Below are 20,690 nucleotides of genomic sequence, written 5' to 3'. Positions count from 1 at the left end.
GTCCCCACGCCGCCCGCCACCGCCCCAACGGACCGGCTCCCGGCCGGCAGCGACGCGGACCCGTGGGTGGTGCTCGACAGGGAGGTGGACGCCAGGACCGCCTCGCCCGCCCAGCGCGACGCCTCTAGGACCCAGGGCAGGCTGCTGGTCAGGGTCGCCCGGCGTGTGTGGCCGTCGCCGGTGCTGGACGAGCTGGCGCGGGCCGTACCGCATCCGCATCATCCCGTGGCGCTCGGGGTCGCGGCGCACGCGGCGGGGACGACGCCGCAGGACGCGGCGCTGGCGGCGGCGTACCACGCGGTCAGCGGCCCGGCCACGGCGGCGGTCCGCCTGCTCGGGCTGGACCCGGTCGCCGTGCACGGCCTGCTGGCGAACCTCACACCCGAGCTGTCCGCCGTGTCCGCCGCCGCCTGCCCGCCCGGCACGTCCGAGCGGCCCGGCAGCGCGGGGGCCCACTGGGCGGCGTTGCCCGCGTACTCGTCGCCGGGCCTTGACCTGCTGGCCGAGCGGCATGCCCGGGCCGGCATCCGGTTGTTCGTCTCCTAGGAAGGACCTCGACGATGGGCTCACACCATGACGATCACCATCACACTCCCGACGGCAGGGGCAGGGCGCTGCGGCTCGGGGTGGGCGGCCCCGTGGGCAGCGGCAAGACGGCCCTGGTCGCCGCGCTGTGCCGGACGCTCGGCGCGTCGTTGTCGCTGGGCGTCGTGACCAACGACATCTACACCACCGAGGACGCCGACTTCCTGCGCGGGGCCGGCGTACTCGACGAGGAACGCATCCTGGCCGTGGAGACCGGCTGCTGTCCCCACACCGCCATCCGCGACGACATCGCCGCGAACCTCGACGCCGTGGAGACCCTGGAACACCGGTTCGGCCCGCTGGACGTGGTGATCGTCGAGAGCGGCGGCGACAACCTGACGGCGACGTTCAGCCGAGGGCTGGCCGACCGGCAGATCTTCGTCCTGGACGTGTCGGGCGGCGACAAGGTGCCGCGCAAGGGCGGACCCGGCGTCACGGCGGCGGACCTGCTGGTGGTCAACAAGACCGACCTGGCTTCGATGGTGGGCGCGGACCTGGGCGTGATGGCGCGCGACGCGGCGGCCGTACGCGGTGAGCGGCCTGTCCTGTTCACCTCGATCAGGCAGGACCCGGAGGCCGGCGACGTGGCCGGATGGGTCGCGGAGCAGGTGCGCGCCTGGTCGCACGCCCACCCGGCGGCCCTCTCCTGATGCGCGGCGGCACGACGCACGACCCGCACCCCGCGCACCCGAACCCCGCACACGCGGGCACCCGACACGCGGGCTCGGGACGTCGGGGCATGTGGGCGCGGGCCGCCGTGGCGACCGCACGGGCGCCGGACGGCACGACCGTCGTGCGGCGGCTGGCCTCGGCGCCGCCGCTGACGTTGCGCCAGACCGGCCCGTACACCGTGCACCTCGTCTCCACCGCGGCAGGCCCGCTCGGCGGCGACCGGCTCGCCCTGGACCTGGACGTCGCCCCGCGCACCACGCTGGAGCTGGGCTCGGTCGCGAGCACCCTGGTCCTGCCCGGCGAAGGCGCGTCGGAGCTGCTGGTCACCGCGCGGGTGGGCGCGGGCGCCGAACTGCGCTTCACTCCGGAGCCGACGGTGCTCGCCGCCGGGTGCGAGCACCGCCTGCTGGTCCGGCTGACGCTGGAGCCGGACGCGAGCGTGTTGTGGCGGGAGGAGATCGTCTTCGGCCGGTACGGTGAGCCGCCGGGCCGCTGCCACGCCCGCTTCGACGCCACGTGCGACGGCCTGCCGCTGCTTCGCCAGGAGTTCACCGTGGGCGACCCGGCGGTCGACACCTCCCCCGTCGTCTACGGTTCGGCCCGCTGCGTCGGCAACGCGTTCCTGACGGCGTCCGCGGAGGAAACGGCAGTGGCCGACGGGGTCGCGGTGCTGCCGCTGGCGGTGTCCGGCACGCTGGTGTCCGCCTTGGCCGCCGACGCGGTCCAGCTGCGGTCGCGACTGGAGTGGGGCGAGCGAATGGCTCTCGGACCGGCGACCACCGGGGCGGCGGGGACAGCCGTGGCAGCGGGACGGTGATGGAAGCGTTGCGTGAGGTGACGGGTTCCGCGGTTGGCGGTGGTGGCGCGCGCGGGTGCGGCTTACCCTGATCGTGTGGCCGATTTTCCGCAGCCCACGCACACCAGGCCGCGCGCCCGCCGCGGCGTTCCGCTGGGCGTCGTGATCGCGGGCGCCCTGCTGATGTCCTGCGCGGTCCTGCCATGGGCCGGGGTGGAGGCGCGCAGCGAGCTCATCGGGGGTGCGGTGGCCGGCGACGTGCGCGGCGTCGACGCCGCGTCCGGCGTCCACACCTTGGTGGCGGGGCTGGCGGCGCTGGCGTGCGGGTTCGCCGGCGTGCTCGGCCGGCCCCGGCTGGCCGCGCTGGCCGCCGTTCCGGGAGTCGCGGCGGTGCTGCTGCTGGTGTCCTTCATGACCGGCGACCGTGGTCTTCGCGATCGGGTCTCCGTCGATCTCGGTGACCTGCTGTCGATCGAGCCCGTGATCAGGTTCGGCTGGTTCGCGGCGCTGGCGTCGGCCGTCCTGGTGATCCTGCTGGCCGTCGCGGCCCTGGTCCGCCGCGGCTGACGGCTCCGGTCAGGAGATCCTGGCCTCGGCGACTGATCGAGAACGAAACAGCGTTCCGCAATAGGGAACACGTTCGCGCTCCGGAGGGCACGTGACCGAGAACGACCGAGAGTCGCTGATCGAGGGGATCACCGCCGTAGTCGTCGGTGTCACGGAGTCCGGCCCGCATCTCGACCTCTTCCGCGACGAGCTGGGCTACGACGTCGTGGGCGAGGGCGAGGGCGAGGGCGAGGTGAGCCCCAAGGTCGCGGGCCCGCTGTGGGGGCGGCCCGTCCGATGTGCAGGTGCTGTCCCTGGCCGCGGCGGGCGTACCGGCCGTCGGGGGGTTCCGGCGACCTCGCCGTCCGCACCTCGGCCGCGTCGGCGGCGGGGATGTCGTCGGCCGGCGCGACCGCCTTCCCCTCGGAGACCGCCAGGTCGGCGCGGATCTCCCCGTGGTGGGGAAGGGCAACGGTGCCGCCCTTGACGAGCAGGTCGTATCGACGGCAGACAGGACGGCCGGCCGCGGGGCGCCGGCCGTCACCTCCTTTCAGGGGCGGTCCAGCCCATCCGGGCGGACAGGCGTGCGGTTGACTCGAGCAGCATCTCGGCGCAGTAGGCCGCTTCCTCGCGGAAGCGCTCGGCCGGGCCGCTGACGCTGACGACGGCCAACGGCCTGCCGTGGTGGTCGAAGACGGGGGCGGCGACGGAGGCCGCGCCCGACATGCGCTCGGAGAACGACTGGGCGTAACCCGCCCCGCGGATCGTCGCGAGCTCTCTGCGGAGCTTGGCCTTGTCCACGATGGTGTTGCCGGTCAGCGGCTCGAGCGGGCCGCTGGACAGATAGTCCTCGATCTCCTCGTCCGTCAGGAACGCCAGGAAGGCCTTCGACGATCCGCCGGCGTGCAGCGGGTACGCGACGCCCAGGCTGACGCTCATGATGACCTCACGGGCCGGGGTCACCTGGTCGACGTAGATGCGGTGGCGCCCGGTGCGGATGGACAGCGTGGCGGTCTCGTCGGTGCGCCGCGACAACGTGACGAGCTCGGGCTCGGCGATGCGGCGCACGTCGATGCGGTCAAGGTAGGCCAGGCCCAGACGCATCGCGCCGACCCCCAGCGAGTAGCGCCGGGTCGCCGGGTCGAGATCGATGAGCCCGCGCACGCGAAGCGAGGCGAGGATACGGTGCACCGCGGCCTTGGACATGCCGAGCGCCTCGGCGATCTCGGTCACCCCGAGCGTGTTCGAAGGCGTCTCGGCGAAGTGCATCAGCACGTCGGTGGCGCGCTCCACCGTGGCGATGGCCTGCCCGGTGCTCTCACGCGCGGGGGCCTCGCCGCTCGCGGCGCCTGAGCTCTTCGTCGGCATCGTTCCTCCTGCGGAAACGGTCGGGATCGGCTCACCTATCTTTGACGCCGGAACGAGACGCGCGTAGAAGATCAGCAACAATTCGAGTGTCGAGGGAACTCCCACCAGTCGTCCTGGCCCCGTCGTCGGAGGCCGCCCAGTTCTCCAGCGCGTAGACGTCACCGACGACGCTGTAGTACCTCCAGGCATGCTCTCGCAGACGGAGGGTTGTTCCGCTCACAGTAACGCTGTTTCAATACATGGTGAAGTCCTGGCTGGGACGCACCCAGCCACCTGAGGAGGCCGATTCGTGGAGGCAGAGCAGATCGTCCCGGGGAATCGATCCGCCACCGGCGAGGGCACCGGAGCTCCGCCCGGCACCATCCGGTGGACCGGCCGGGCCCGCGGCGCCGGCAACGACGACGTGTGGGGCAGGATCGGCGGCAGCGCCGGCGAACGGGCCGCCCTGCGGGACAGGGAAATCGTGTGATGACAGGGACGACGCTCTGGGAGCAGCTCGACGGCGCCGAGGTCGTGGACCTCGCCCAGCCCATGCGGACGGGCATGCCCCAGTCGCCGAACCATCCGAGGTTCCGGATGGTCATCGAGCGCCGCCACGGTGACATGGTGCGCGAGGACGGCGGATCGGCCGCCAACGAGCTGATCGTGACCGGCGGCCACGTGGGCACCCACGTCGACGCGCTCGGCCACGTCTCCCACGACGGCCACGCGTACGGCGGGGTCGAGGTCGCGGGCATCCAGTCGCACCAAGGGCTGTCCCGGCTGGGCATCGAGACCTTCCCCCCGTACGTCGGGCGCGGCGTGCTGCTCGACGTGACCGCCGTGCACGGCGTGGACGTGCTGCCGCCCGGATACGAGGTGACCAGGGACGACCTGCGGGCGGCGCTGGACAGGACGGGCGTGGCGATCCGGCCCGGCGACGCGGTGCTGATCGGCACCGGCTGGTCGCTGGAATGGGACCGTCCGTCCCGGTTCACCGGCGAGGAGGGCGGCGTGCCCGGGCCCGGCGCCGACGCGGCCCGCTGGCTGGTCGAGCAGGGCGTCTCGGCGGCCGGGGGCGAGACGATCGCGTTCGAGCACATCGCGGCCGGTCGCGGCCACGCCACGCTGCCGGTGCACCGCATCCTTCTGGTGGAGGCCGGGGTGAACATCGTGGAGACCATGCGGCTGACCCGGCTGCGAGAGCTCGGCGCGGCCGAGTTCCTGCTGGTGATCAACCCGCTGCACGTCGTCGGCGCCACGGGCGCCCCCGTACGGCCGCTGGCGGTGATCGCGTCATGACCGGTCAGGCCGGGACGACCATCGTCTCCGCTCTCGCCGAGTTCGCCGCAGACGCCCGCACCGGGCTGCCCGAGCCCGTCATGGACGACGTCACGGGCCGCGTGCTCGACATGTTCGGCAACGGCCTGGCCGCCCTGGAGCTCACCGGCCACGACGAGCCGCACGAGGCGGTGCGGCGGCTGGCCGGCCGGTGGGGCGGAGCCGGCGAGTCATCCGTGCTCGGCCACCCGCTCGCGCTGCCCGCGCCGTCGGCCGCCCTGGTCAACGGCACGCTGGCGCACGCGCTCGACTTCGACGACACGCACCTGCCCTCGGTGCTGCACCCGTCCGCCTCCGTCGTGCCCGCCGCGCTGGCGGTCGCGGAGTCGGCCCGCGTCCCCGGGGCGGCGCTGTGCCAGGCCATCGCCGTGGGCAACGAGATCACCAACCGGCTCGGCATGGCCTCCTACCTGCCCGAGCTACGCAACTCGCTGTTCTTCGAGAAGGGCTGGCACGCCACGTCCATCTGCGGCACCGTCGGCGCCGCCGCCGCGTCGGCCCTGCTCCTGGACCTCGATGCCGGCGGCATCGCGGCGGCCATGGGCATCGCCGCGAGCATGGGAGCCGGGGTCATCGAGGCCAACCGCACCGGCGGCACCGTCAAGCGCGTCCACTGCGGCTGGGCGGCCCACGCGGGCGTCGTCGCCGCCACGATGGCCGCTGAGGGGGTGACCGGGCCGCCGACGGTCTTCGAGGGGCGTTTCGGCTTCTTCCAGGCGTTCCTGGACGGGCGCTACGACAGGGCCGCGATCACCGACGGGCTCGGCGATCGGTGGGAACTGCTGCGTACGGTCTACAAGCCGTACCCGTCCAACCATTTCACCCACCCCGGCATCGACGCCGCGCTCGCGCTGCGGGTTCAGGGGCTGCGGGCCGAGGACGTGGCGGAGGCCGAGCTGGGCGTGGCGTCCGCGCCGCTGCGCACGATCGGCGAGCCGTACGAGGAGAAGGCGCGGCCGCGGACTCCGTACCATGCCAAGTTCTCGGGGCCGTACACCGTGGCCAGCGCGCTGGTCGGCGGGGGCGGGCTCGGGCTGCACCTCGACGACTTCACCGAGGCCGCCTTCCGCGACGAGAAGCGGCTCGCCCTGGCCGCGCGGGTGCGGGTGGTGGCCGACGAGATGTGCACGGAGGAGTTCCCGCTGGCGTTCTCGGCCGTGCTGCGCGTCCGTACCAAGGACGGGCGGCGGCTGGAGCATCGCGTGCACAGCTCGCGAGGCGGGCCCGAACATCCGCTGAGCATGGACGAGCTGGAGGAGAAGTACCGGCTGAACGCCTCGCGCGTGCTCCCGCAGGAGGCCATCGCGGCGCTCGCCCGTCAGGTCCGCGGGCTGGCGGGCCGCGACGACGTCACCGGCCTGCTCCGGCCGGCCCTCGTCGCCACCCGCCCGCACTCCCCGGCGCAGGGCTGACCGGCACCGCCCCGAACCGCCCGCCGGGGCCACTCTGCAGCGGACCGGTGGGACGGTCCGCGCGTCACGGAGCGGGCCACCAGCGGCGAGGACCGGGCCCTTGAGGGCGGGCGGCGCGAACGACCAGATGAGGGAGGAGACGTAGAGCACCTCGACCCCGTGCGCGACCGAGGAGAGCCCGGCGGCGGAGGCGAGCCCTTCCGTTGGCGAGCGGCTCGCCCGGTCGCAGCAGCCCTCGGCACGCTGACCAGCCGGAGCCGGCGCGGGCTCAGTCGTAGAAGCCGAGGCGGCGCAGCTGTTTCGGGTCGCGCTGCCAGTCCTTGGCCACGCTGATGCGCAGGTCGAGGAAGACGCGGGTGCCGAGCAGCCCCTCGATCTGCTTGCGGGCCTTCGTGCCGACATCGCGCAGCCGCTCGCCCTTGTGCCCGATGACGATCGCCTTCTGGGACGGCCGCTCCACGAACAGGTGCGCGTAGATGTCGAGCAGGTCGTCGCGCCCCTCCCTGGGCATCATCTCGTCCACGACGACGGCGATCGAGTGGGGCAGCTCGTCGCGCACGCCCTCCAGCGCCGCCTCCCTGATCAGCTCGCCGACGAGGATCTGCTCGGGCTCGTCGGTGAGCCGGCCGTCCTCGTAGAGCGGCGGCGACTCGGGCATGTGCCCGATCAGCACGTCGGCCAGCACGTCGAGCTGCTCACCCGACTGCGCGGACACGGGCACGATGTCCGCGAACTCCCCCACCTGCGACACCGCCAGCAACTGCTCGGCGATCTGCTCCTTGGTCGCGAGGTCGCACTTGGTCACGACCGCGATGACCGGGGTCTTCCTCACCGCCGCCAGTTTGTCGGCGATGAACCGGTCGCCCTTGCCGATCGGCTCGTTGGCCGGCACGCAGAAGCCGATCGCGTCGACCTCGGTCAGCGTGGACAACACCAGGCTGTCGAGCCGCTCTCCGAGCAGCGTGCGCGGGCGGTGCAGCCCCGGCGTGTCGACGATGATGAGCTGGGCTTCCGGACGGTGCACGATGCCCCTGATGACGCGCCTGGTGGTCTGCGGCTTGGACGAGGTGATGGCCACCTTGCTGCCGACCAGGGCGTTCATCAGAGTGGACTTGCCGACGTTCGGCCTTCCCACGAAGCAGGCGAATCCGGCGCGATGGATGTCTGGCGAAGTCACATTGTGCATTCTGGCCTATCGGCGGACGTGTTCACGCCACCAGGCGAACGCCTCCGGCGCCACGAGCGGGGTCCACGGGGTCGTCTTGAGCGTGGTGAGCTCCTCTTCCGACACCCAGCGGTAGTCGTTGATCTCCACGCCGTCGGGTTCGGGCCGTCCGGCGACGACGGCGCAGGCGTACGCCGCGATGACGTAGCCGACCTGGTGGCCGTTGGGGTAGACGGTGCGGAACTCGGGGCCGCCGTAGACGCCGATCAGGCCCCGCGCCTCGGTCTCGAGGCCGAGCTCCTCTCGCAGCTCCCTGACCACGGCTTCCGCCGGCCGCTCGTCGGGGTCGATGCCGCCGCCCGGCGCCGCCCAGAGTTTTCCGTCGCCGTGCAGGGCCACCAGGAGCCTGCCCGCGTCGTCGAACACGAAGCCCGCGGCCGACGGCAGCATCAGCAGGTCGGTGCCGACCTTCTCCCGCAGTCGCGCCAGAAAGGGCGACATCGGCATGTCAGCCTCGCACCGTGCCGTCGGGGCCGGCCACGAGCAGCGCCTTGACGCCCAGCTCCGAAGCCACGGCCTCGTCGGCGGCGCTCGGCCCGCCCTCGCTCACCAGCGCGGCGGCCTCCAGCGACCGGGCCCCGCTGGAGATCGCCATGGCCACGGCCACCTGCACCGCCGACAACGTGAGCGCCTCCAGGGCCACGTTCGCCGCCGCGTACGTGCGGCCGGTCTCGTCACGCACGGCCGCCCCTTCCGCGGAGCCGTTACGGGCCCTGGCGGACCTGGCCAGCGTGATGATCTTGCTGTCTTCCGGGTCGAGAGTCACGGCAACAGGCTAACGACTTCTCCGAGCGGCGGGCACGGCGGCGTCAGCGGTCCTCCGCCATGGTGATGGCCGCGTCGACCATCGCCCGCGTACGGCCGGCGTCCACGTCATCCAGGCCGGTGTGCACCACCGACACGAGCGTGTCGCCGGCCCGCGACAACACCACGTCCATCGCGTACGGGTAGCCGTTCAGCCGGCCCGTCAGCCGCGCACCCACGGCCTCGTCCCCCGCATCCTCGATGGTCAGTTCGTGCGAGCGGAGGTCGGTGCCGGAAGGGGAGCTGACCCGCCGGCACGACTCCAGCGCGTCGGCCAGTTCGTCGAGGTGGTCGGCGGCCCCGCCGCCGGTGTACCTGGCGAGCGCGACCCCGGCCTGCTCTCCCAGGTTGTCGCCGGTGTAGCTGACGGCCACCTGCGCGGTCAGCGCCTGGCGCGGGGCCCGCCCCTCGGCGGGGCGGAGCATCGTACGGCAGTTCTTGCCCGCCCTGTCGAACGGGATCCGCCACGCCTCCCCCGGCCTGGGCGTGAACCCGTCGGGCAGCCGGGGCTCCTCGCTGAGCACCTCGCGCAACTGGGCCATGGCCCCCGGATCAAGACGGCTTCCCGCCGTCCCGCCGCCGCATCCGGCCAGGACGCAGGCCAGCAGCCCGCAGCCGATGATCCCTGGTTCGCGCCTCATGATTCCCCCTCGACGCAGCCTCCCCAACCGACGAAAGCGGCAATCCACCAAAGTTCCCACCAACACGCAAAAAGGGTGTTCTCATCCGGTTTCCTGGACGAGAACACCCTTGCGCCGACCGGCGTCCCGACCCCCTAGCGGGCCGTGACGCCGTCGCCCCCCGGAGCGCCAGTATGCCGCGAACCCCATCCGGCTCCTGGCGCTCCCTGACACCCACCGCACTGGATGTCTTGGTGAGAAGACTGCCGTGCCGGGCTTGCAGACCACTTGTAGAACGCTTGCGGCATCCATCCGTATACGTCCCGCTCGCGGGTCATTCCTGCTCGGCGGCGGCGGGAACGGCTTCGTCCTCAGGAGGCGCCACCCGGCGCACCACCACGGTGCTGATGCGGTTGCGGCGCCCCGCGAGGCTCTCGGCGGTCAGCGAGAGGCCCGCCACCTGAGCGTGCGAGCCGGCGATCGGCACCCGCCCGAGCGCGTGCGCCAGCAGGCCGCCCACGGTCTCCACGTCGTCGACCTCGATCTCCGTGTCGAACAGCTCGCCGAGCTCGTCGACCGGCATGCGCGCGGTCACCCGCATGCCGCCGTCGGGCATCGGCTCGACGCGCGGCGCTTCCTGGTCGTATTCGTCGGTGATCTCGCCGACGATCTCCTCCAGGACGTCCTCGATCGTGACCAGGCCCGCCGTGCCCCCGTATTCGTCGATGACGATGGCGATGTGGATCTGCCTGGCCTGCATCTCCCGCATGAGCTGGTCGATGGGCTTGCTCTCGGGCACGTACGCGGCCGGACGCATGATCGACTCGACGGTGTCGCCGCCGTTCCCGCCCGACTCGTGGATCTTGCGGGCGATGTCCTTCAGATAGGCGATGCCGACGACGTCGTCCTCGTTCTCCCCCACGACCGGGATGCGGGAGAAGCCGCTGCGCAGCGCCAGCGACAGCGCCTGGCTGATCGTCTTGCCGCGCTCGATGTAGACCATGTCGGTGCGCGGCACCATGACCTCACGCACCAGCGTGTCGCCCAGCTCGAACACCGAGTGGATCATCTCGCGCTCGTCGGGCTCGATCACCCTGCGCTCCTCGGCCAGGTCGACCAGGTCACGCAGCTCGGCCTCCGAGGTGAACGGGCCGTCACGGAACCCCTTGCCGGGGGTCAGCGCGTTGCCGAGCAGGATGAGCAGCTTGGGCAGGGGGCCGAAGATGCGGGTCAGGCCGTACACGATCGGAGCGCTGGCCAGCGCGACCGGCTCCGCGTGCTGGCGGCCCAGCGTACGCGGCATCACCCCGACCACCACGTAGCTGATCACGATCATCACGACGGCGGCCCAGACGTAGGCCCAGCCCTGGTCGTGCATGAGGTCGATGAACAGCAGGGTGGCGATGACCGTCGCGACCAGCTCACAGCTCAGCCTGAGCAGCAGCAGCAGATTGAGGTAGCGCGGCGGGTCGTTGACGATGGCCTGCATCCGCGCCGCCCCCCGACGACTCTCACGCGCGTACTCCTCGGCGCGCACCCTGGAGATGCGCGTCAGTGCCGTTTCCGCACTGGCGATCAGGCCACCGATGATCACGAGTGCGATGGCCAGCAGCAACCAGGCGTTCACCGCGAGTTGCGCACCTCCTGCCACGACTCGAGGAGCCGGGCCTGCAAGCCGAACATCTCCTTGTGCTCCTCGGGCTCCGCGTGGTCGTAGCCGAGCAGGTGGAGGATGCCGTGCGTGCACAGCAGTTCCAGCTCGTCGGCCGTGCCGTGGCCCGCCTCCGCCGCCTGCCTGGCGGCGACGTGCGGGCAGAGCACGACGTCGCCCAGGAGCGCCGGGTCGGCGGCGCCGTCGGACTCGCCGCGCGCGCCGCCGCCGGGACGCAGCTCGTCCATCGGGAAGGCCAGCACGTCGGTCGGTCCCGGCTCACCCATCCACTTCTCGTGCAGCTGCGTCATGGCGTCTTCGTCGACCATCACGATGGACAGCTCGGCGAGCGGGTTGATGCCCATCTCGCCGAGCACGTGAGCGGCCAGGGCGGCGAGCGACTCCTCGTCGACCCCGACGCCGGACTCGTTGTTCAGCTCAATGCTCACGGTCGCTCACCCGCCGCTTCCCCCGCTGCTGGACGGGCTTGAGCTCCTGGGCCGCCCGGGTGGCGTCGTAGCGCCCGTAGGCGTCGACGATGTCGCTGACCAGCTTGTGGCGTACGACGTCGGAGCTGCTCAGCCGGGAGAAGTGGATGTCGGGGATGCCGTCGAGGATCTCCTGGACCACCTTCAGCCCGCTCACCGTGCCCGCGGGCAGGTCAACCTGCGTCACGTCGCCCGTCACCACGATCTTGGAGTTGAACCCGAGCCGGGTCAGGAACATCTTCATCTGCTCGGCCGAGGAGTTCTGGGCCTCGTCGAGGATGATGAACGCGTCATTGAGGGTGTTGTGCGTCAGCAGGAAGTCCTCGGTGACATAGAGCGAATCTTCTGCCGCCACCTGGATGCACACGCATTCCGCCGTGCCGCGCGGCTCGATGCGGTCCACGTAGCGCATGGGGCGGCCGCCACCATGCGCCCTGTAGGTGTCCGCCTTCCGTGACAACCGGAAGGGCTCGATGCCCTGCGGAAGCCGGATGTCCAGAACGTAAGCATCATGGCGATGACGGACCTGTCTGCCCTTCGCCAGCCCTGGCTTCAGCTCGCTCAACGGACGGGCGCGCCAGTAGGCCGCACCTCCGAGGGACTGGACGAGCGAGACCACGTCGTCACGTAGCCGTGGCGAGATGGTGGAGAACTGAATCCGGCATGTGCGGCCCTGCTGGGCGACAGGGTCTCCGTCTGCGTCCAGCAGACCCTGCAGCACCGCGATCCTGATCTCTGGAGTGTTACGGAGATAGACCTCAGGCACGAACTTCGTGTACGAGCCGCAGCCCAGCAGATTCAGTTCACGCATGGCGTGGGTGATCGGGTTGGCGATCGTCATGCTGTCCCCAGGCTGCCTCACCCGGTTGAGCACATAGTCTGGCCCTCCCCGCCACCTCGCCTGCACTCCAGGCAGGCAACGCTCCCGTCTTGCAACGAGTTCCGCGTCGTTCGTCGAGAAAGCGGGGGTCGTAGACCCGGTGACACACCCGTCTCCCAGAAGCAACCCGAGTGCGTAGGGGTCCAGGGGAATGTCGCGCTCAGGGAACTGGACCGGCGCACTGAGCATCGGCAACTCCCACTTGCGGTAGTGCGCTGTCCGAAGGTCGCCGATCATCTCCTTCGTTTTCAGCACCCGCCACGGCTTTCCCCGGTTGGCGTCATCACGGGTGCGGACAGTCCAGAGGTGGTCCTCGGAGGCGAGCACCGAAGCCCCGTCCTGGCTGTAAAGCCGGTAGACCTTCTGCTCCCCCTGCGGGTAGACGCCCAGCACGGGGGTCGGCTCACCATTCGAACCGATGACCAGGTCGCCGACCTCCAGCTCTCCGATGGAGCGGAACCCATCCGGAGTCAGCACTCCCGTGCCGACCGGTTGAGATCTTCCGCGCATATAAGCGAGCGGCGCGACCTCGATCGTGCCCGCGGCCATCAGCTTGGGGATCGAGTCGGGGTCGACCATGTCGTGCAGCGCGTCGTAGAGCGGCCGCAGGTAGGGGTCGATCTTCTCGTAGAGGGTGCCGGGCAGGAAGCCGAGCCGCTCGCCCGCCTCGACCGCGGGCCGGGTCAGGATGATCCGGTTGACCCGCTTCTCCTGCAGCGCCCGCACGGCCTTGGCCATCGCGAGGTAGGTCTTGCCGGTGCCGGCGGGGCCGATGCCGAAGACGACCGTGTGCTTGTCGATCGCGTCGACGTAGCGCTTCTGGTTGACCGTCTTCGGCCTGATCGTGCGTCCGCGGGAGGAGAGGATGTCGAGGGAGAGCACCTCGGCGGGGCGGTCGGAGGTCATGCGGAGCATGGCGATGCTGCGCTCGACCGCGTCGGGCGTGAGCTCGCCGCCGCTGCGCAGCACCTCGACGAGCTCCTCGAAGAGCCGCACCACGGTGCCGCTCTCGTCGGGAGAGCCCGTGACGGTGATCTCGTTGCCGCGTACGTGGATGTCGGCCTTGAAGGCGCCCTCGATGACGCGGAGCAGCTCGTCACGGGAGCCGAGGAGGCTGACCATCGGGTATTCGTCCGGAATCAGCACCTTGGCTTGTGTGCGCGAGGGAGGTGCCGTGCGTCGGGATTCGTGTAGTTCGGACATGGGCAGGCCAGCGGCCTGATGCCTCCCGGTCTCTTTCGGTGTCTTCTGAGCCCATCGTATCCGGGACGACGCCGATTGCTCGCGTCAATATCGCCGGGTTGGGCCTCAGAGGTCCCGGCTATCCCGGTGGCCACGTCAGCGCGCGCCCGCCCAGCACGTGGGCGTGCACGTGGAAGACGGTCTGCCCGGCCCCGGCTCCGGTGTTGAACACCACCCGGTAGCCGTCCTCGGACACCCCCTCCATGACGGCCACGGCGTGGGCCGCCTTGAGCACCTCGTCGGCCAGCCCGTCGTCGGCGTCGGCCAGCGCCGCCGCGTCGGAATAGTGCCCCTTCGGGATGACCAGCACGTGGGTGGGGGCCTGCGGGTTGATGTCGCGGAACGCCAGTGTCCTGCCGGTCTCGTAGACGATCTCGGCCGGCATCTCCTTGGCCACGATTTTGCAGAAGAGGCAGTCGTTCACACCGGTAGCCTATCGACAGCCCGCCGTCAGGGAGTCCGTTGCGAATCGGTAATCAGCTGTGTCGTGCGTAGGAAGATCCACGCGGTTAGGGTGAGTGTGCGACACTTCAGCAAAAAAGAACACGATTCAGGGTCGGGCGAGCGCCACCTGGCGAGGAACACGACTGGGTAATGCACCCTAAGGAACCGGGGAAACCTCAAGAACCGGAAGAGCGTAAACCCTCTGGGAAGGCCGCGCGTCCCACTGATGTGACCACCGAAACCCTTCTGGCCGACAGGTCGATGGGGGCGGTGCAGGTCGGGTGGGATGCCGACATGGCCGTTACCGCGCTCTACAGCGCGCACTTCCGGTCGTTGGTGCGTCTGGCCGTGTTGCTGGTGCGCGACATGGCAACCGCTGAGGAAGTCGTGCAGGATGCGTTCGTCGCCATCCATGGTGCATGGCGTAGGCTGCGTGACCCCGACAAAGCACTCGCCTACCTGCGTCAATCCGTCGTCAACCGGTCCCGTTCCGTGCTGCGTCACCGAGCGGTCGTCGAGAAGTACGCTCCCAAGGGCCTGCCTGACGCCCCGAGCGCCGAGAACGGCGCGATCGGCGAGCTGGAACGCTCCGCCGTCATCGAGGCATTACGAGCCCTGCCAACCCGACAGAGAGAGGCACTGGTCCTACGCTATTACGGTGATCTGTCCGAAGCTGAGATCGCCCACGCCATGGGCATCAGCAAGGGGGCGGTCAAGAGCCACACCGCTCGTGGCATGGCCGCGTTGCGATCCGTTCTGGAGAAAATGTCATGACCCAGCCCCCCGACGAGTACGGCGACGCGCTGCGTCGTGCGCTCCGTGCGGAGGCGGACGCGGTCGTGCCCTCGCCGGAAGGACTGGAGATCATCCGTGCCCGCATCGAGCGGCGCGGCGTTCGAAACCTGTTCTGGTGGCGTGCGGGGGCGGCCGCCGCCAGTGCCCTTCTCGTGGCGGGCACGATCGTGATGACGGTTCCCGGGCTGCGCTCCCAGATCACCGAGGAGAGTCCCGTCCAGCCCGCCGGTGTCGAATCCTCCGAGGTCCCGTCCAACTCCTCGACGACCCGCTCGCACGAGCCTCCCTCGCCGAAGAAACCCGACCCCTCGCGTTCCGAGGTCATTTTCGTCCCGTCCGAGTCGAAGACCCCGACGCCGCGGACCTCCAAGAAGGCCGACTCCACCAGGGCTCCGTCGCCGTCGTCCAGTCCCACGCCCACCACGTGCCCGTCGACGACCGCCGAACCCGCCGAGCCGGCCGAGACGGCGGCCGACTGCCCCACACGCACCCCCCACACGCCGCCCACGCCTGAAGAGACGTCCATGGAGCCCACGGCGTGCCCGCTGGAGGAGTGCCCGCCCGGCGACGTCGTCGAAGACATACCCACCAGCGTCAGCAGCCCCCTCGTGGACGCCTCACAACCGGCCCCCTGACGGGCCTCGAAGCCTCACCCCGGCGCGCGGCTTCATGTACTCACGCTGACGCGGCCGCGGAGCCCACCTTGCCGCGCCTCAGAATCCCACTGTTGACTCCGGCATCACAGCCTCGCGTCGACGCCGGCTCAGAGCCTCACCAGCGCCCCGTACGCGTCATCAGCACGGCCGCCGCCGCCACGCCCGCCGTGGACGTACGCAGGACCGTCGGCCCGAGCAGCACCGGCACGGCCTTCGCCGCGCGGAACCTGTCGAGCTCGTCCGCGGAGACTCCGCCCTCCGGCCCCACCACCACCACGATGTCGCCCTCCGCCGGCAGCTCCACGCCGGACAGCGGCTCGGCCGCCTCCTCGTGCAGCACCAGCCCCAGCGCCGCCTCCGACAACAATCGTTCGACGCGTGAGGTGGAGGCGAGGTCGGCGACCTCGGGCAGATGGAACCTGCGGGCCTGCTTGCCCGCCTCACGAGCCGTGGACCGCCAGCGCCCCAGCGCCTTGGAGACCCTGTCGCCCTTCCACTGCGTGATGCTCCGCGCGGCCGACCACGGCACGATCACGTCGACGCCCGCCTCGGTCATCATCTCGACCGCCAGCTCGCCCCTGTCGCCCTTCGGCAGCCCCTGGACGACGACCAGCCGCCTGCGCGGCGGCTCGACGGTGTGCCGGCCGATCACGGCGAGCCTCAGCGCGTCCTTCAGCACCTCGCGCACGACGCACTCGGCGACGGAGCCGGCGCCGTCGGTCAGGTCGACCCGCTCGCCGGCCCGCAGGCGCCTGACGGAGGCCGCGTGACGGCCCTCGGGGCCGTCGAGCGTCAGCTCCGTTCCGTCCAGCTCCCGCGACAGGAACACGGGGACGGTCACGTCACCTGCCGTTGAAGGCGTCGCGCAGGCGGGAGAAGAAGCTCTGCTGCCCCGGGGCGAACTTGCCGGGAGGCCGCTCCTCGCCGCGCTGCTTGGACAGCTCACGCAGCAGTTCCTCCTGCGCCGCGTCGAGCCGGGTCGGGGTCTCGACGTTGACGTGGATCAGCAGGTCGCCCCTGCCGGACTCGTTGAGCCGCTGCACGCCGCGGCCGTACATCGTGATGACCTGGCCCGACTGGGTGCCAGGGCGGACGTCGATCTCCTCGGCGCCGTCGAGCGTCTCCACCGTCAGCACCGTGCCCAGCGCTGCGGCCGTCATGGGGATCTGCACGGTGCAGTGGAGGTCGTCGCCGCGCCGCTCGAAGATGTCGTGGGGCCGCTCGACGATCTCGAGGAACAGGTCTCCGGGCGGGCCGCCACCGGGGCCGACCTCGCCCTCGCCGGCGAGCTGGATGTGGGTGCCGTCCTCGACGCCCGCGGGGATGCGGACCTTGATCGTCCGCCGGGTGCGCACCCGGCCGTCGCCCGAGCACTCCTGGCAGGGGTTGCGGATGATGGTGCCGAACCCACCGCACTGCGGGCACGGCCGCGAGGTCATGACCTGGCCCAGGAACGAGCGGGTGACCTGGGAGATCTCGCCACGCCCGTTGCACATGTCGCACGTGTCGGGGTGCGTGCCGGCGGCCGCGCCGGCGCCCTGGCAGACCTCGCAGATCACGGCCGTGTCGACGACCAGCTCGCGGGTGGTGCCGAACGCGCTCTCACGCAGGTCGAGATCGACCCTGATGGTGGCGTTGCGGCCCCTGCGGGCGCGCGAGCGGGGGCCTCTGGCGCCGGCCGCGGTGCCGAAGAAGGCGTCCATGATGTCGCTGAAGGGGAAGCCCGCACCGAAGCCGCCGGCTCCGGCGCCCGCACCCGCTCCGGCGCCGCCGAACGGGTCGCCGCCCATGTCGTACATCTGGCGCTTGTTCGGGTCGGACAGCACCTCGTAGGCCTGCGTGATCTCCTTGAACCGCTCCTGAGTCTCAGGATCCGGGTTCATGTCGGGATGCAGCTCGCGGGCGAGCCGGCGGTAGGCCTTCTTGATTTCGTCCTGACTGGCGTCAGGGCGCACCCCGAGGGTGGCGTAGTAGTCGCTGTTTGCCACTTATCGACCTCTTATGATGCAGCCAGGATCTGGCTGACGTAGCGTGCCACCGCGCGCACGGCGCCCATCGTCACTGGATAGTCCATCCTCGTGGGTCCCAGCACCCCGAGCCGGGCCAGTTGGTTGTCGCCAGAACCGTATCCGGTCGCGACGACGGATGTGCCACGCAGGTAGGGGTTTTCCGAGCCGATGCGCACAGTGAGCGCGGCGGGGGTGTCGGAGGTGGTTTCGCCGAGCAGCCGCATGAGCACCACCTGCTCTTCCAGCGCCTCCAGCACGTCGCGGAGGCCGGTGGAGAAGTCGGCGCCTGCGAGGTTGGCCGCCCCCGCGAACACGATCTTCTCGTCGTGCCGCTCCACGAGGGTCTCGAGCAACACCGACAGGATCGTCGCCACGGCAGGCCGGTCTTCGACGGGCAACCGCTCCGGCAGGTCGGCCACCAGGTCGGGCACGCTGCTCAGGCCGCAGCCGTCGAGGCAGGAGTTGAGCACGGCGCGCAGATTCGCGATGCGCGCCTCCTCGACCACCTCGGGCAGCTCGATCACGCGCTGCTCGACGCGGCCGGTGTTGGTGATCAGCACGAGCATGACCCGCCGGTCGTTCAGCGGGACGAGCTCGACGTGCCGCACCGTCGAACGGGTCAGCGTCGGGTATTGCACCACCGCCACCTGCCTGGTCAGCTGCGCCAGCAGGCGAACCGTGCGGGTCACCACGTCGTCGAGGTCGACCGCGCCGGCCAGGAACGTCTCAATCGCCCGGCGCTCGGCGGCCGAGAGCGGCTTGACCTGCGAGAGCCGGTCGACGAACAGGCGGTAGCCCTTGTCCGTCGGCACCCGGCCCGCGCTGGTGTGCGGCTGAGTGATGTATCCCTCCTCCTCCAGCGCCGCCATGTCGTTCCTGACCGTCGCGGGGGAGACCTTCAGATGGTGGCGGTCGGCCAGCGCCTTGGAGCCCACCGGTTCGTTGGTTGACACGTAGTCTTCGACAATGGCGCGGAGCACCGCCAGCTTCCGTTCGTCAAGCACGCGCTCACCTCCTGCCCTCTTGCCATGGGGAAAACAAAGGCTCTAGCACTCTGTGTTCCCGAGTGCCAAGTGTACGGCTCTCGCCCACAAGGTGCGATAACACCGTGTCGCATCCTGCTTCTGGCTTCCAGGAAGGGACAGGCCTCACACTTGCGCACATGACCGACGATTCCCAGCCCCCGTCGTCCACTCCGCCGCCAGGGCAGGATCCCGACCAAGGTCAGCCCGAACCTCCGCAGGACGGCCCGCAACCGGCGCCCGGCCACACCCCTCAACCGGACTCGCGGCCCGGTTACGGGGCCCAGCCAGGCTCACAACCCGGCTACGGGCCTCAAGCCGATCCACAGCCCGGTTACGGGTCGCCGCCGCAGTTCGGGCATCCGTCGCCTGCGTACGATCAGCACCCGGGCTTCGGCCAACCCTCACCGTACGGGCAACCGCCGCCCGGTCCGTACGGACAGCCGCCGCACCACCCCCCGCCCGGTCCGTACGGACAACACCCCCAGTACGGGCCTCATGGCGGGCAGCCGCAGTCCCCGCCCCGCATCGACCCGAAGGCCGTGACACCTCCCCTGTGGTGGCTGGGGGTCGTCTGGGGCGTGGCGGCCGTGTGCCTGATCGCCGCCGCCGTCCTGTTAGCCGGCGTCGGGGCCGGCGCGTCCGGCCTGGCACCGGTCAAGACGTTCGCGTCGGGCGAAAGCGTCACGGTGCCGATCGACCCCGCCGACAGGCCCGCCGTCTACATCGCCAGCGACACGGCCGTCAATTACGCGTGCGAGATCTCCGGCGGCCCTGGACCGGCCAGGCTGGCCAGGACCGCGAACGCCCCGGAGGTCACGGATGGCGGGACGGTCTGGCAGCAGTTCCTCGTCATCAACGCCTCCGTCAAGGGCGACTACCGGCTCACGTGCGTCGATCAGGAACAGGCCCCCGTACGGTACGGCGTCGGCAGGGACGCGGCCTCCGTCGGCGGCGGGACGGGCACCTCGTTGCTGATAGGGGGCGCCGGGCTGCTCGCCGGCATCATCGGCACGGTCGTCGTCCTGGCAGGCAGGGCGGCGTCGCGCAAGCGCCTTGCGGTCGGCGGGTGATTTGCTACCGTCCCCGTGTGTACGAGGGCGATGTACTGGCGGGGAATTGGCGTCGGCCGGGCAAGGGCAAGATTCCGAAAGTGCCCGCCGAGCTGGAGCTCGTCGTGGAAGACGCCGACAGCGGCTTCTGCGGCGCGGTGGTGGCCTGTGACAAGGAGGCCGTCACGCTGGAGGACCGGTTCGGCAAGCGCCGGCTGTTCCCGCTCGCGCCCGCCGCGTTCCTGCTGGAGGGCAAGCCCGTGACACTCGTACGCCCTGCGGCGGCCCCCTCGGCTCCCACGCGCAGCGCGTCGGGCTCGATCGCCGTCCAGGGGCTGCGGGCCAGGGTGGCCAGGGAGAGCCGGATCTATGTGGAGGGCGTGCACGACGCCGCCCTCGTGGAGAAGATTTGGGGCCACGACCTGCGGGTCGAGGGGGTGGTGGTCGAATATCTGGAGGGCGTCGACCATCTTCCCGCCATCGTGGAGGAGTTCGGCCCCGAGCCGGGCCGCCGTCTCGGGGTGCTGGTCGACCATCTCGTGCCGGGCTCGAAGGAGAGCCGGATCGCCACCGAGATCACCTCGCCGGACGTACTCGTCGTGGGGCACCCGTACGTCGACATCTGGCAGGCGGTCAAACCGTCCGTGCTGCGGATTCCCGGCTGGCCCGACGTGCCGCGCGGAGTGCCGTGGAAGGAAGGCGTGATCGCGGCCCTGGGCTGGCGCATGGAGCCCGCCCAGGCATGGCGGCGCATCCTCGGCGCCGTATCCACCTACACCGACCTGGAGCCGGAGCTGCTCGGCCGGGTCGAAGAACTGATCGACTTCGTTACGGAGACACCGTGAGCCAGGATCCCCACCCGCCGCCCGACGACGAACGCACCCGTAAGGTGTCCGCGTCGGACCTCCAGCCGGACCACGGCTCCGGCCCTCAGCCCCCTGCCCCAGGCCACCCGGGCTACGGCGGCCAGCCGGCTTCCCAACCCGGCTACGGCCCCCAACCAGGCTCCCAGCCCCCGTACGGCGACCAAGCCGGATACGCCCAGCAACCCGGCTCCCAGCCCGGCTACGGAGCCCCACCCGGTTACGGAGGCCAGCCCGGCT

Annotated in this window: 22 protein-coding genes and 4 pseudogenes; 12 read left to right on the top strand and 14 right to left on the bottom strand. The window is 70.9% G+C overall.

The window, feature by feature from the left end:
• The 4 genes from GUY59_RS38540 to GUY59_RS38525 form a co-directional block, all read left to right on the top strand.
• Positions 1-546, top strand: a 546-nt coding sequence (locus tag GUY59_RS38540) for an urease accessory protein UreF (protein WP_161714917.1), incomplete at its 5' end; no start/stop codon positions are given.
• A gap of 14 nt (positions 547-560) precedes the next feature.
• Positions 561-1,235 carry an urease accessory protein UreG gene (ureG, locus tag GUY59_RS38535; RefSeq protein WP_138206257.1) on the top strand — a complete coding sequence of 225 codons (675 nt, stop codon included), beginning with the start codon at positions 561-563 and terminating at the stop codon, positions 1,233-1,235.
• Complete coding sequence (locus tag GUY59_RS38530) at positions 1,235-2,074, top strand: urease accessory protein UreD (protein ID WP_236667911.1); 840 nt, start codon at positions 1,235-1,237, stop codon at positions 2,072-2,074. The genes ureG and GUY59_RS38530 overlap by 1 nt, the downstream gene beginning before the upstream one ends.
• Before the next feature lie 75 nt (positions 2,075-2,149).
• The gene (locus GUY59_RS38525) at positions 2,150-2,620 is read left to right on the top strand and encodes a hypothetical protein (RefSeq protein WP_138206255.1); all 471 of its coding nucleotides are present in this window, start codon (positions 2,150-2,152) and stop codon (positions 2,618-2,620) included.
• 519 nt (positions 2,621-3,139) lie between these two features.
• Here GUY59_RS38525 and GUY59_RS38520 read toward each other — a convergent pair.
• Positions 3,140-3,967 carry an IclR family transcriptional regulator gene (locus tag GUY59_RS38520; RefSeq protein ID WP_138206253.1) on the bottom strand — a complete coding sequence of 276 codons (828 nt, stop codon included), beginning with the start codon at positions 3,965-3,967 and terminating at the stop codon, positions 3,140-3,142.
• Between the two features lie 289 nt (positions 3,968-4,256).
• Between GUY59_RS38520 and GUY59_RS38515 the strand changes: the two genes are divergently transcribed.
• The 3 genes from GUY59_RS38515 to GUY59_RS38505 are packed head-to-tail and all read left to right on the top strand — an operon-like array spanning position 4,257 to position 6,699.
• On the top strand, positions 4,257-4,436 hold the full coding sequence (locus GUY59_RS38515; protein WP_138206251.1) for a hypothetical protein: 180 nt from the start codon (positions 4,257-4,259) through the stop codon (positions 4,434-4,436).
• Positions 4,436-5,248 carry a cyclase family protein gene (locus GUY59_RS38510; RefSeq protein ID WP_138206249.1) on the top strand — a complete coding sequence of 271 codons (813 nt, stop codon included), beginning with the start codon at positions 4,436-4,438 and terminating at the stop codon, positions 5,246-5,248. Before GUY59_RS38515 ends, GUY59_RS38510 begins: the two co-directional genes overlap by 1 nt.
• Complete coding sequence (locus GUY59_RS38505; RefSeq protein ID WP_138206247.1) at positions 5,245-6,699, top strand: MmgE/PrpD family protein; 1,455 nt, start codon at positions 5,245-5,247, stop codon at positions 6,697-6,699. The genes GUY59_RS38510 and GUY59_RS38505 overlap by 4 nt, the downstream gene beginning before the upstream one ends.
• A gap of 268 nt (positions 6,700-6,967) precedes the next feature.
• Here GUY59_RS38505 and era read toward each other — a convergent pair whose 3' ends face one another.
• From era to GUY59_RS38465, 10 genes and pseudogenes are all read right to left on the bottom strand, one after another.
• A complete protein-coding gene (era, locus tag GUY59_RS38500) occupies positions 6,968-7,876 on the bottom strand; it encodes a GTPase Era (protein WP_252375159.1) in 909 nt (302 codons plus the stop codon).
• Positions 7,877-7,891: 15 nt separating this feature from the next.
• Complete coding sequence (locus GUY59_RS38495) at positions 7,892-8,365, bottom strand: NUDIX domain-containing protein (protein WP_161714916.1); 474 nt, start codon at positions 8,363-8,365, stop codon at positions 7,892-7,894.
• Positions 8,366-8,372: 7 nt separating this feature from the next.
• Positions 8,373-8,690 carry a cytidine deaminase gene (locus GUY59_RS38490; RefSeq protein WP_138206241.1) on the bottom strand — a complete coding sequence of 106 codons (318 nt, stop codon included), beginning with the start codon at positions 8,688-8,690 and terminating at the stop codon, positions 8,373-8,375.
• Positions 8,691-8,733: 43 nt separating this feature from the next.
• Entirely contained in the window at positions 8,734-9,369 is a 636-nt protein-coding gene (locus GUY59_RS38485; protein ID WP_138206239.1) for a hypothetical protein, read from the bottom strand.
• 313 nt (positions 9,370-9,682) lie between these two features.
• Complete coding sequence (locus GUY59_RS38480) at positions 9,683-10,975, bottom strand: hemolysin family protein (protein WP_132339146.1); 1,293 nt, start codon at positions 10,973-10,975, stop codon at positions 9,683-9,685.
• The gene (gene ybeY / locus GUY59_RS38475; RefSeq protein WP_132339144.1) at positions 10,972-11,448 is read right to left on the bottom strand and encodes an rRNA maturation RNase YbeY; all 477 of its coding nucleotides are present in this window, start codon (positions 11,446-11,448) and stop codon (positions 10,972-10,974) included. Before ybeY ends, GUY59_RS38480 begins: the two co-directional genes overlap by 4 nt.
• A pseudogene (locus GUY59_RS49425) lies at positions 11,438-11,788 on the bottom strand (PhoH family protein); the annotation flags it as partial. The pseudogene GUY59_RS49425 and the gene ybeY, both read right to left, overlap by 11 nt.
• Positions 11,789-12,070: 282 nt before the next feature.
• Positions 12,071-12,298 (bottom strand): annotated as a pseudogene (locus GUY59_RS49420) (LAGLIDADG family homing endonuclease); the annotation flags it as partial.
• Positions 12,299-12,862: 564 nt separating this feature from the next.
• Positions 12,863-13,489: pseudogene (locus GUY59_RS49415) on the bottom strand (PhoH family protein); the annotation flags it as partial.
• 199 nt (positions 13,490-13,688) lie between these two features.
• Positions 13,689-14,033, bottom strand: coding sequence for a histidine triad nucleotide-binding protein (locus tag GUY59_RS38465; protein WP_132339142.1), 345 nt, complete (start codon positions 14,031-14,033; stop codon positions 13,689-13,691).
• A gap of 281 nt (positions 14,034-14,314) precedes the next feature.
• On the opposite strand from GUY59_RS38465, the gene GUY59_RS38460 reads away from it, so the two are divergent.
• On the top strand, positions 14,315-14,827 hold the full coding sequence (locus tag GUY59_RS38460) for a SigE family RNA polymerase sigma factor (protein ID WP_132339174.1): 513 nt from the start codon (positions 14,315-14,317) through the stop codon (positions 14,825-14,827).
• Positions 14,824-15,483 (top strand): hypothetical protein, encoded by a 660-nt coding sequence (locus GUY59_RS38455; RefSeq protein WP_138206237.1) that lies wholly within the window; start codon positions 14,824-14,826, stop codon positions 15,481-15,483. Before GUY59_RS38460 ends, GUY59_RS38455 begins: the two co-directional genes overlap by 4 nt.
• Positions 15,484-15,619: 136 nt before the next feature.
• Here GUY59_RS38455 and GUY59_RS38450 read toward each other — a convergent pair whose 3' ends face one another.
• Genes GUY59_RS38450 through hrcA form a run of 3 tightly spaced genes read right to left on the bottom strand, consistent with a single transcriptional unit; the run spans position 15,620 to position 18,517 of the window.
• Complete coding sequence (locus GUY59_RS38450) at positions 15,620-16,345, bottom strand: 16S rRNA (uracil(1498)-N(3))-methyltransferase (RefSeq protein ID WP_138206235.1); 726 nt, start codon at positions 16,343-16,345, stop codon at positions 15,620-15,622.
• Position 16,346: 1 nt separating this feature from the next.
• Positions 16,347-17,492 carry a molecular chaperone DnaJ gene (dnaJ, locus tag GUY59_RS38445; protein ID WP_132341834.1) on the bottom strand — a complete coding sequence of 382 codons (1,146 nt, stop codon included), beginning with the start codon at positions 17,490-17,492 and terminating at the stop codon, positions 16,347-16,349.
• A gap of 11 nt (positions 17,493-17,503) precedes the next feature.
• Positions 17,504-18,517 carry a heat-inducible transcriptional repressor HrcA gene (hrcA, locus tag GUY59_RS38440; RefSeq protein WP_138206233.1) on the bottom strand — a complete coding sequence of 338 codons (1,014 nt, stop codon included), beginning with the start codon at positions 18,515-18,517 and terminating at the stop codon, positions 17,504-17,506.
• A gap of 560 nt (positions 18,518-19,077) precedes the next feature.
• Here hrcA and GUY59_RS38435 point away from each other — a divergent pair.
• The 3 genes and pseudogenes from GUY59_RS38435 to GUY59_RS49410 form a co-directional block, all read left to right on the top strand.
• Entirely contained in the window at positions 19,078-19,608 is a 531-nt protein-coding gene (locus GUY59_RS38435; protein WP_252375158.1) for a hypothetical protein, read from the top strand.
• Between the two features lie 17 nt (positions 19,609-19,625).
• The gene (locus GUY59_RS38430; protein ID WP_138206232.1) at positions 19,626-20,432 is read left to right on the top strand and encodes a DUF3097 domain-containing protein; all 807 of its coding nucleotides are present in this window, start codon (positions 19,626-19,628) and stop codon (positions 20,430-20,432) included.
• Positions 20,429-20,690: pseudogene (locus GUY59_RS49410) on the top strand (DUF4870 domain-containing protein); the annotation flags it as partial. The gene GUY59_RS38430 and the pseudogene GUY59_RS49410, both read left to right, overlap by 4 nt.

This window comes from Nonomuraea sp. K271, from assembly GCF_009908215.1.
Classification (GTDB): Bacteria; Actinomycetota; Actinomycetes; order Streptosporangiales; family Streptosporangiaceae; genus Nonomuraea; species Nonomuraea longispora.
Note: the sequence above shows the minus strand (reverse complement) of the source record. Positions and strands in the feature narration are given on the sequence as shown.

Bases quoted from the DNA above. Each gene is read 5' to 3' on its own strand.
- ureG (WP_138206257.1), top strand. From the start codon at position 561: ATGGGCTCACACCATGACGATCACCATCACACTCCCGACGGCAGGGGC.
- GUY59_RS38530 (WP_236667911.1), top strand. From the start codon at position 1,235: ATGCGCGGCGGCACGACGCACGACCCGCACCCCGCGCACCCGAACCCC.
- GUY59_RS38520 (WP_138206253.1), bottom strand. From the start codon at position 3,967: ATGCCGACGAAGAGCTCAGGCGCCGCGAGCGGCGAGGCCCCCGCGCGT.
- GUY59_RS38510 (WP_138206249.1), top strand. From the start codon at position 4,436: ATGACAGGGACGACGCTCTGGGAGCAGCTCGACGGCGCCGAGGTCGTG.
- GUY59_RS38505 (WP_138206247.1), top strand. From the start codon at position 5,245: ATGACCGGTCAGGCCGGGACGACCATCGTCTCCGCTCTCGCCGAGTTC.
- GUY59_RS38495 (WP_161714916.1), bottom strand. From the start codon at position 8,365: ATGTCGCCCTTTCTGGCGCGACTGCGGGAGAAGGTCGGCACCGACCTG.
- GUY59_RS38485 (WP_138206239.1), bottom strand. From the start codon at position 9,369: ATGAGGCGCGAACCAGGGATCATCGGCTGCGGGCTGCTGGCCTGCGTC.
- GUY59_RS38460 (WP_132339174.1), top strand. From the start codon at position 14,315: ATGGGGGCGGTGCAGGTCGGGTGGGATGCCGACATGGCCGTTACCGCG.
- GUY59_RS38455 (WP_138206237.1), top strand. From the start codon at position 14,824: ATGACCCAGCCCCCCGACGAGTACGGCGACGCGCTGCGTCGTGCGCTC.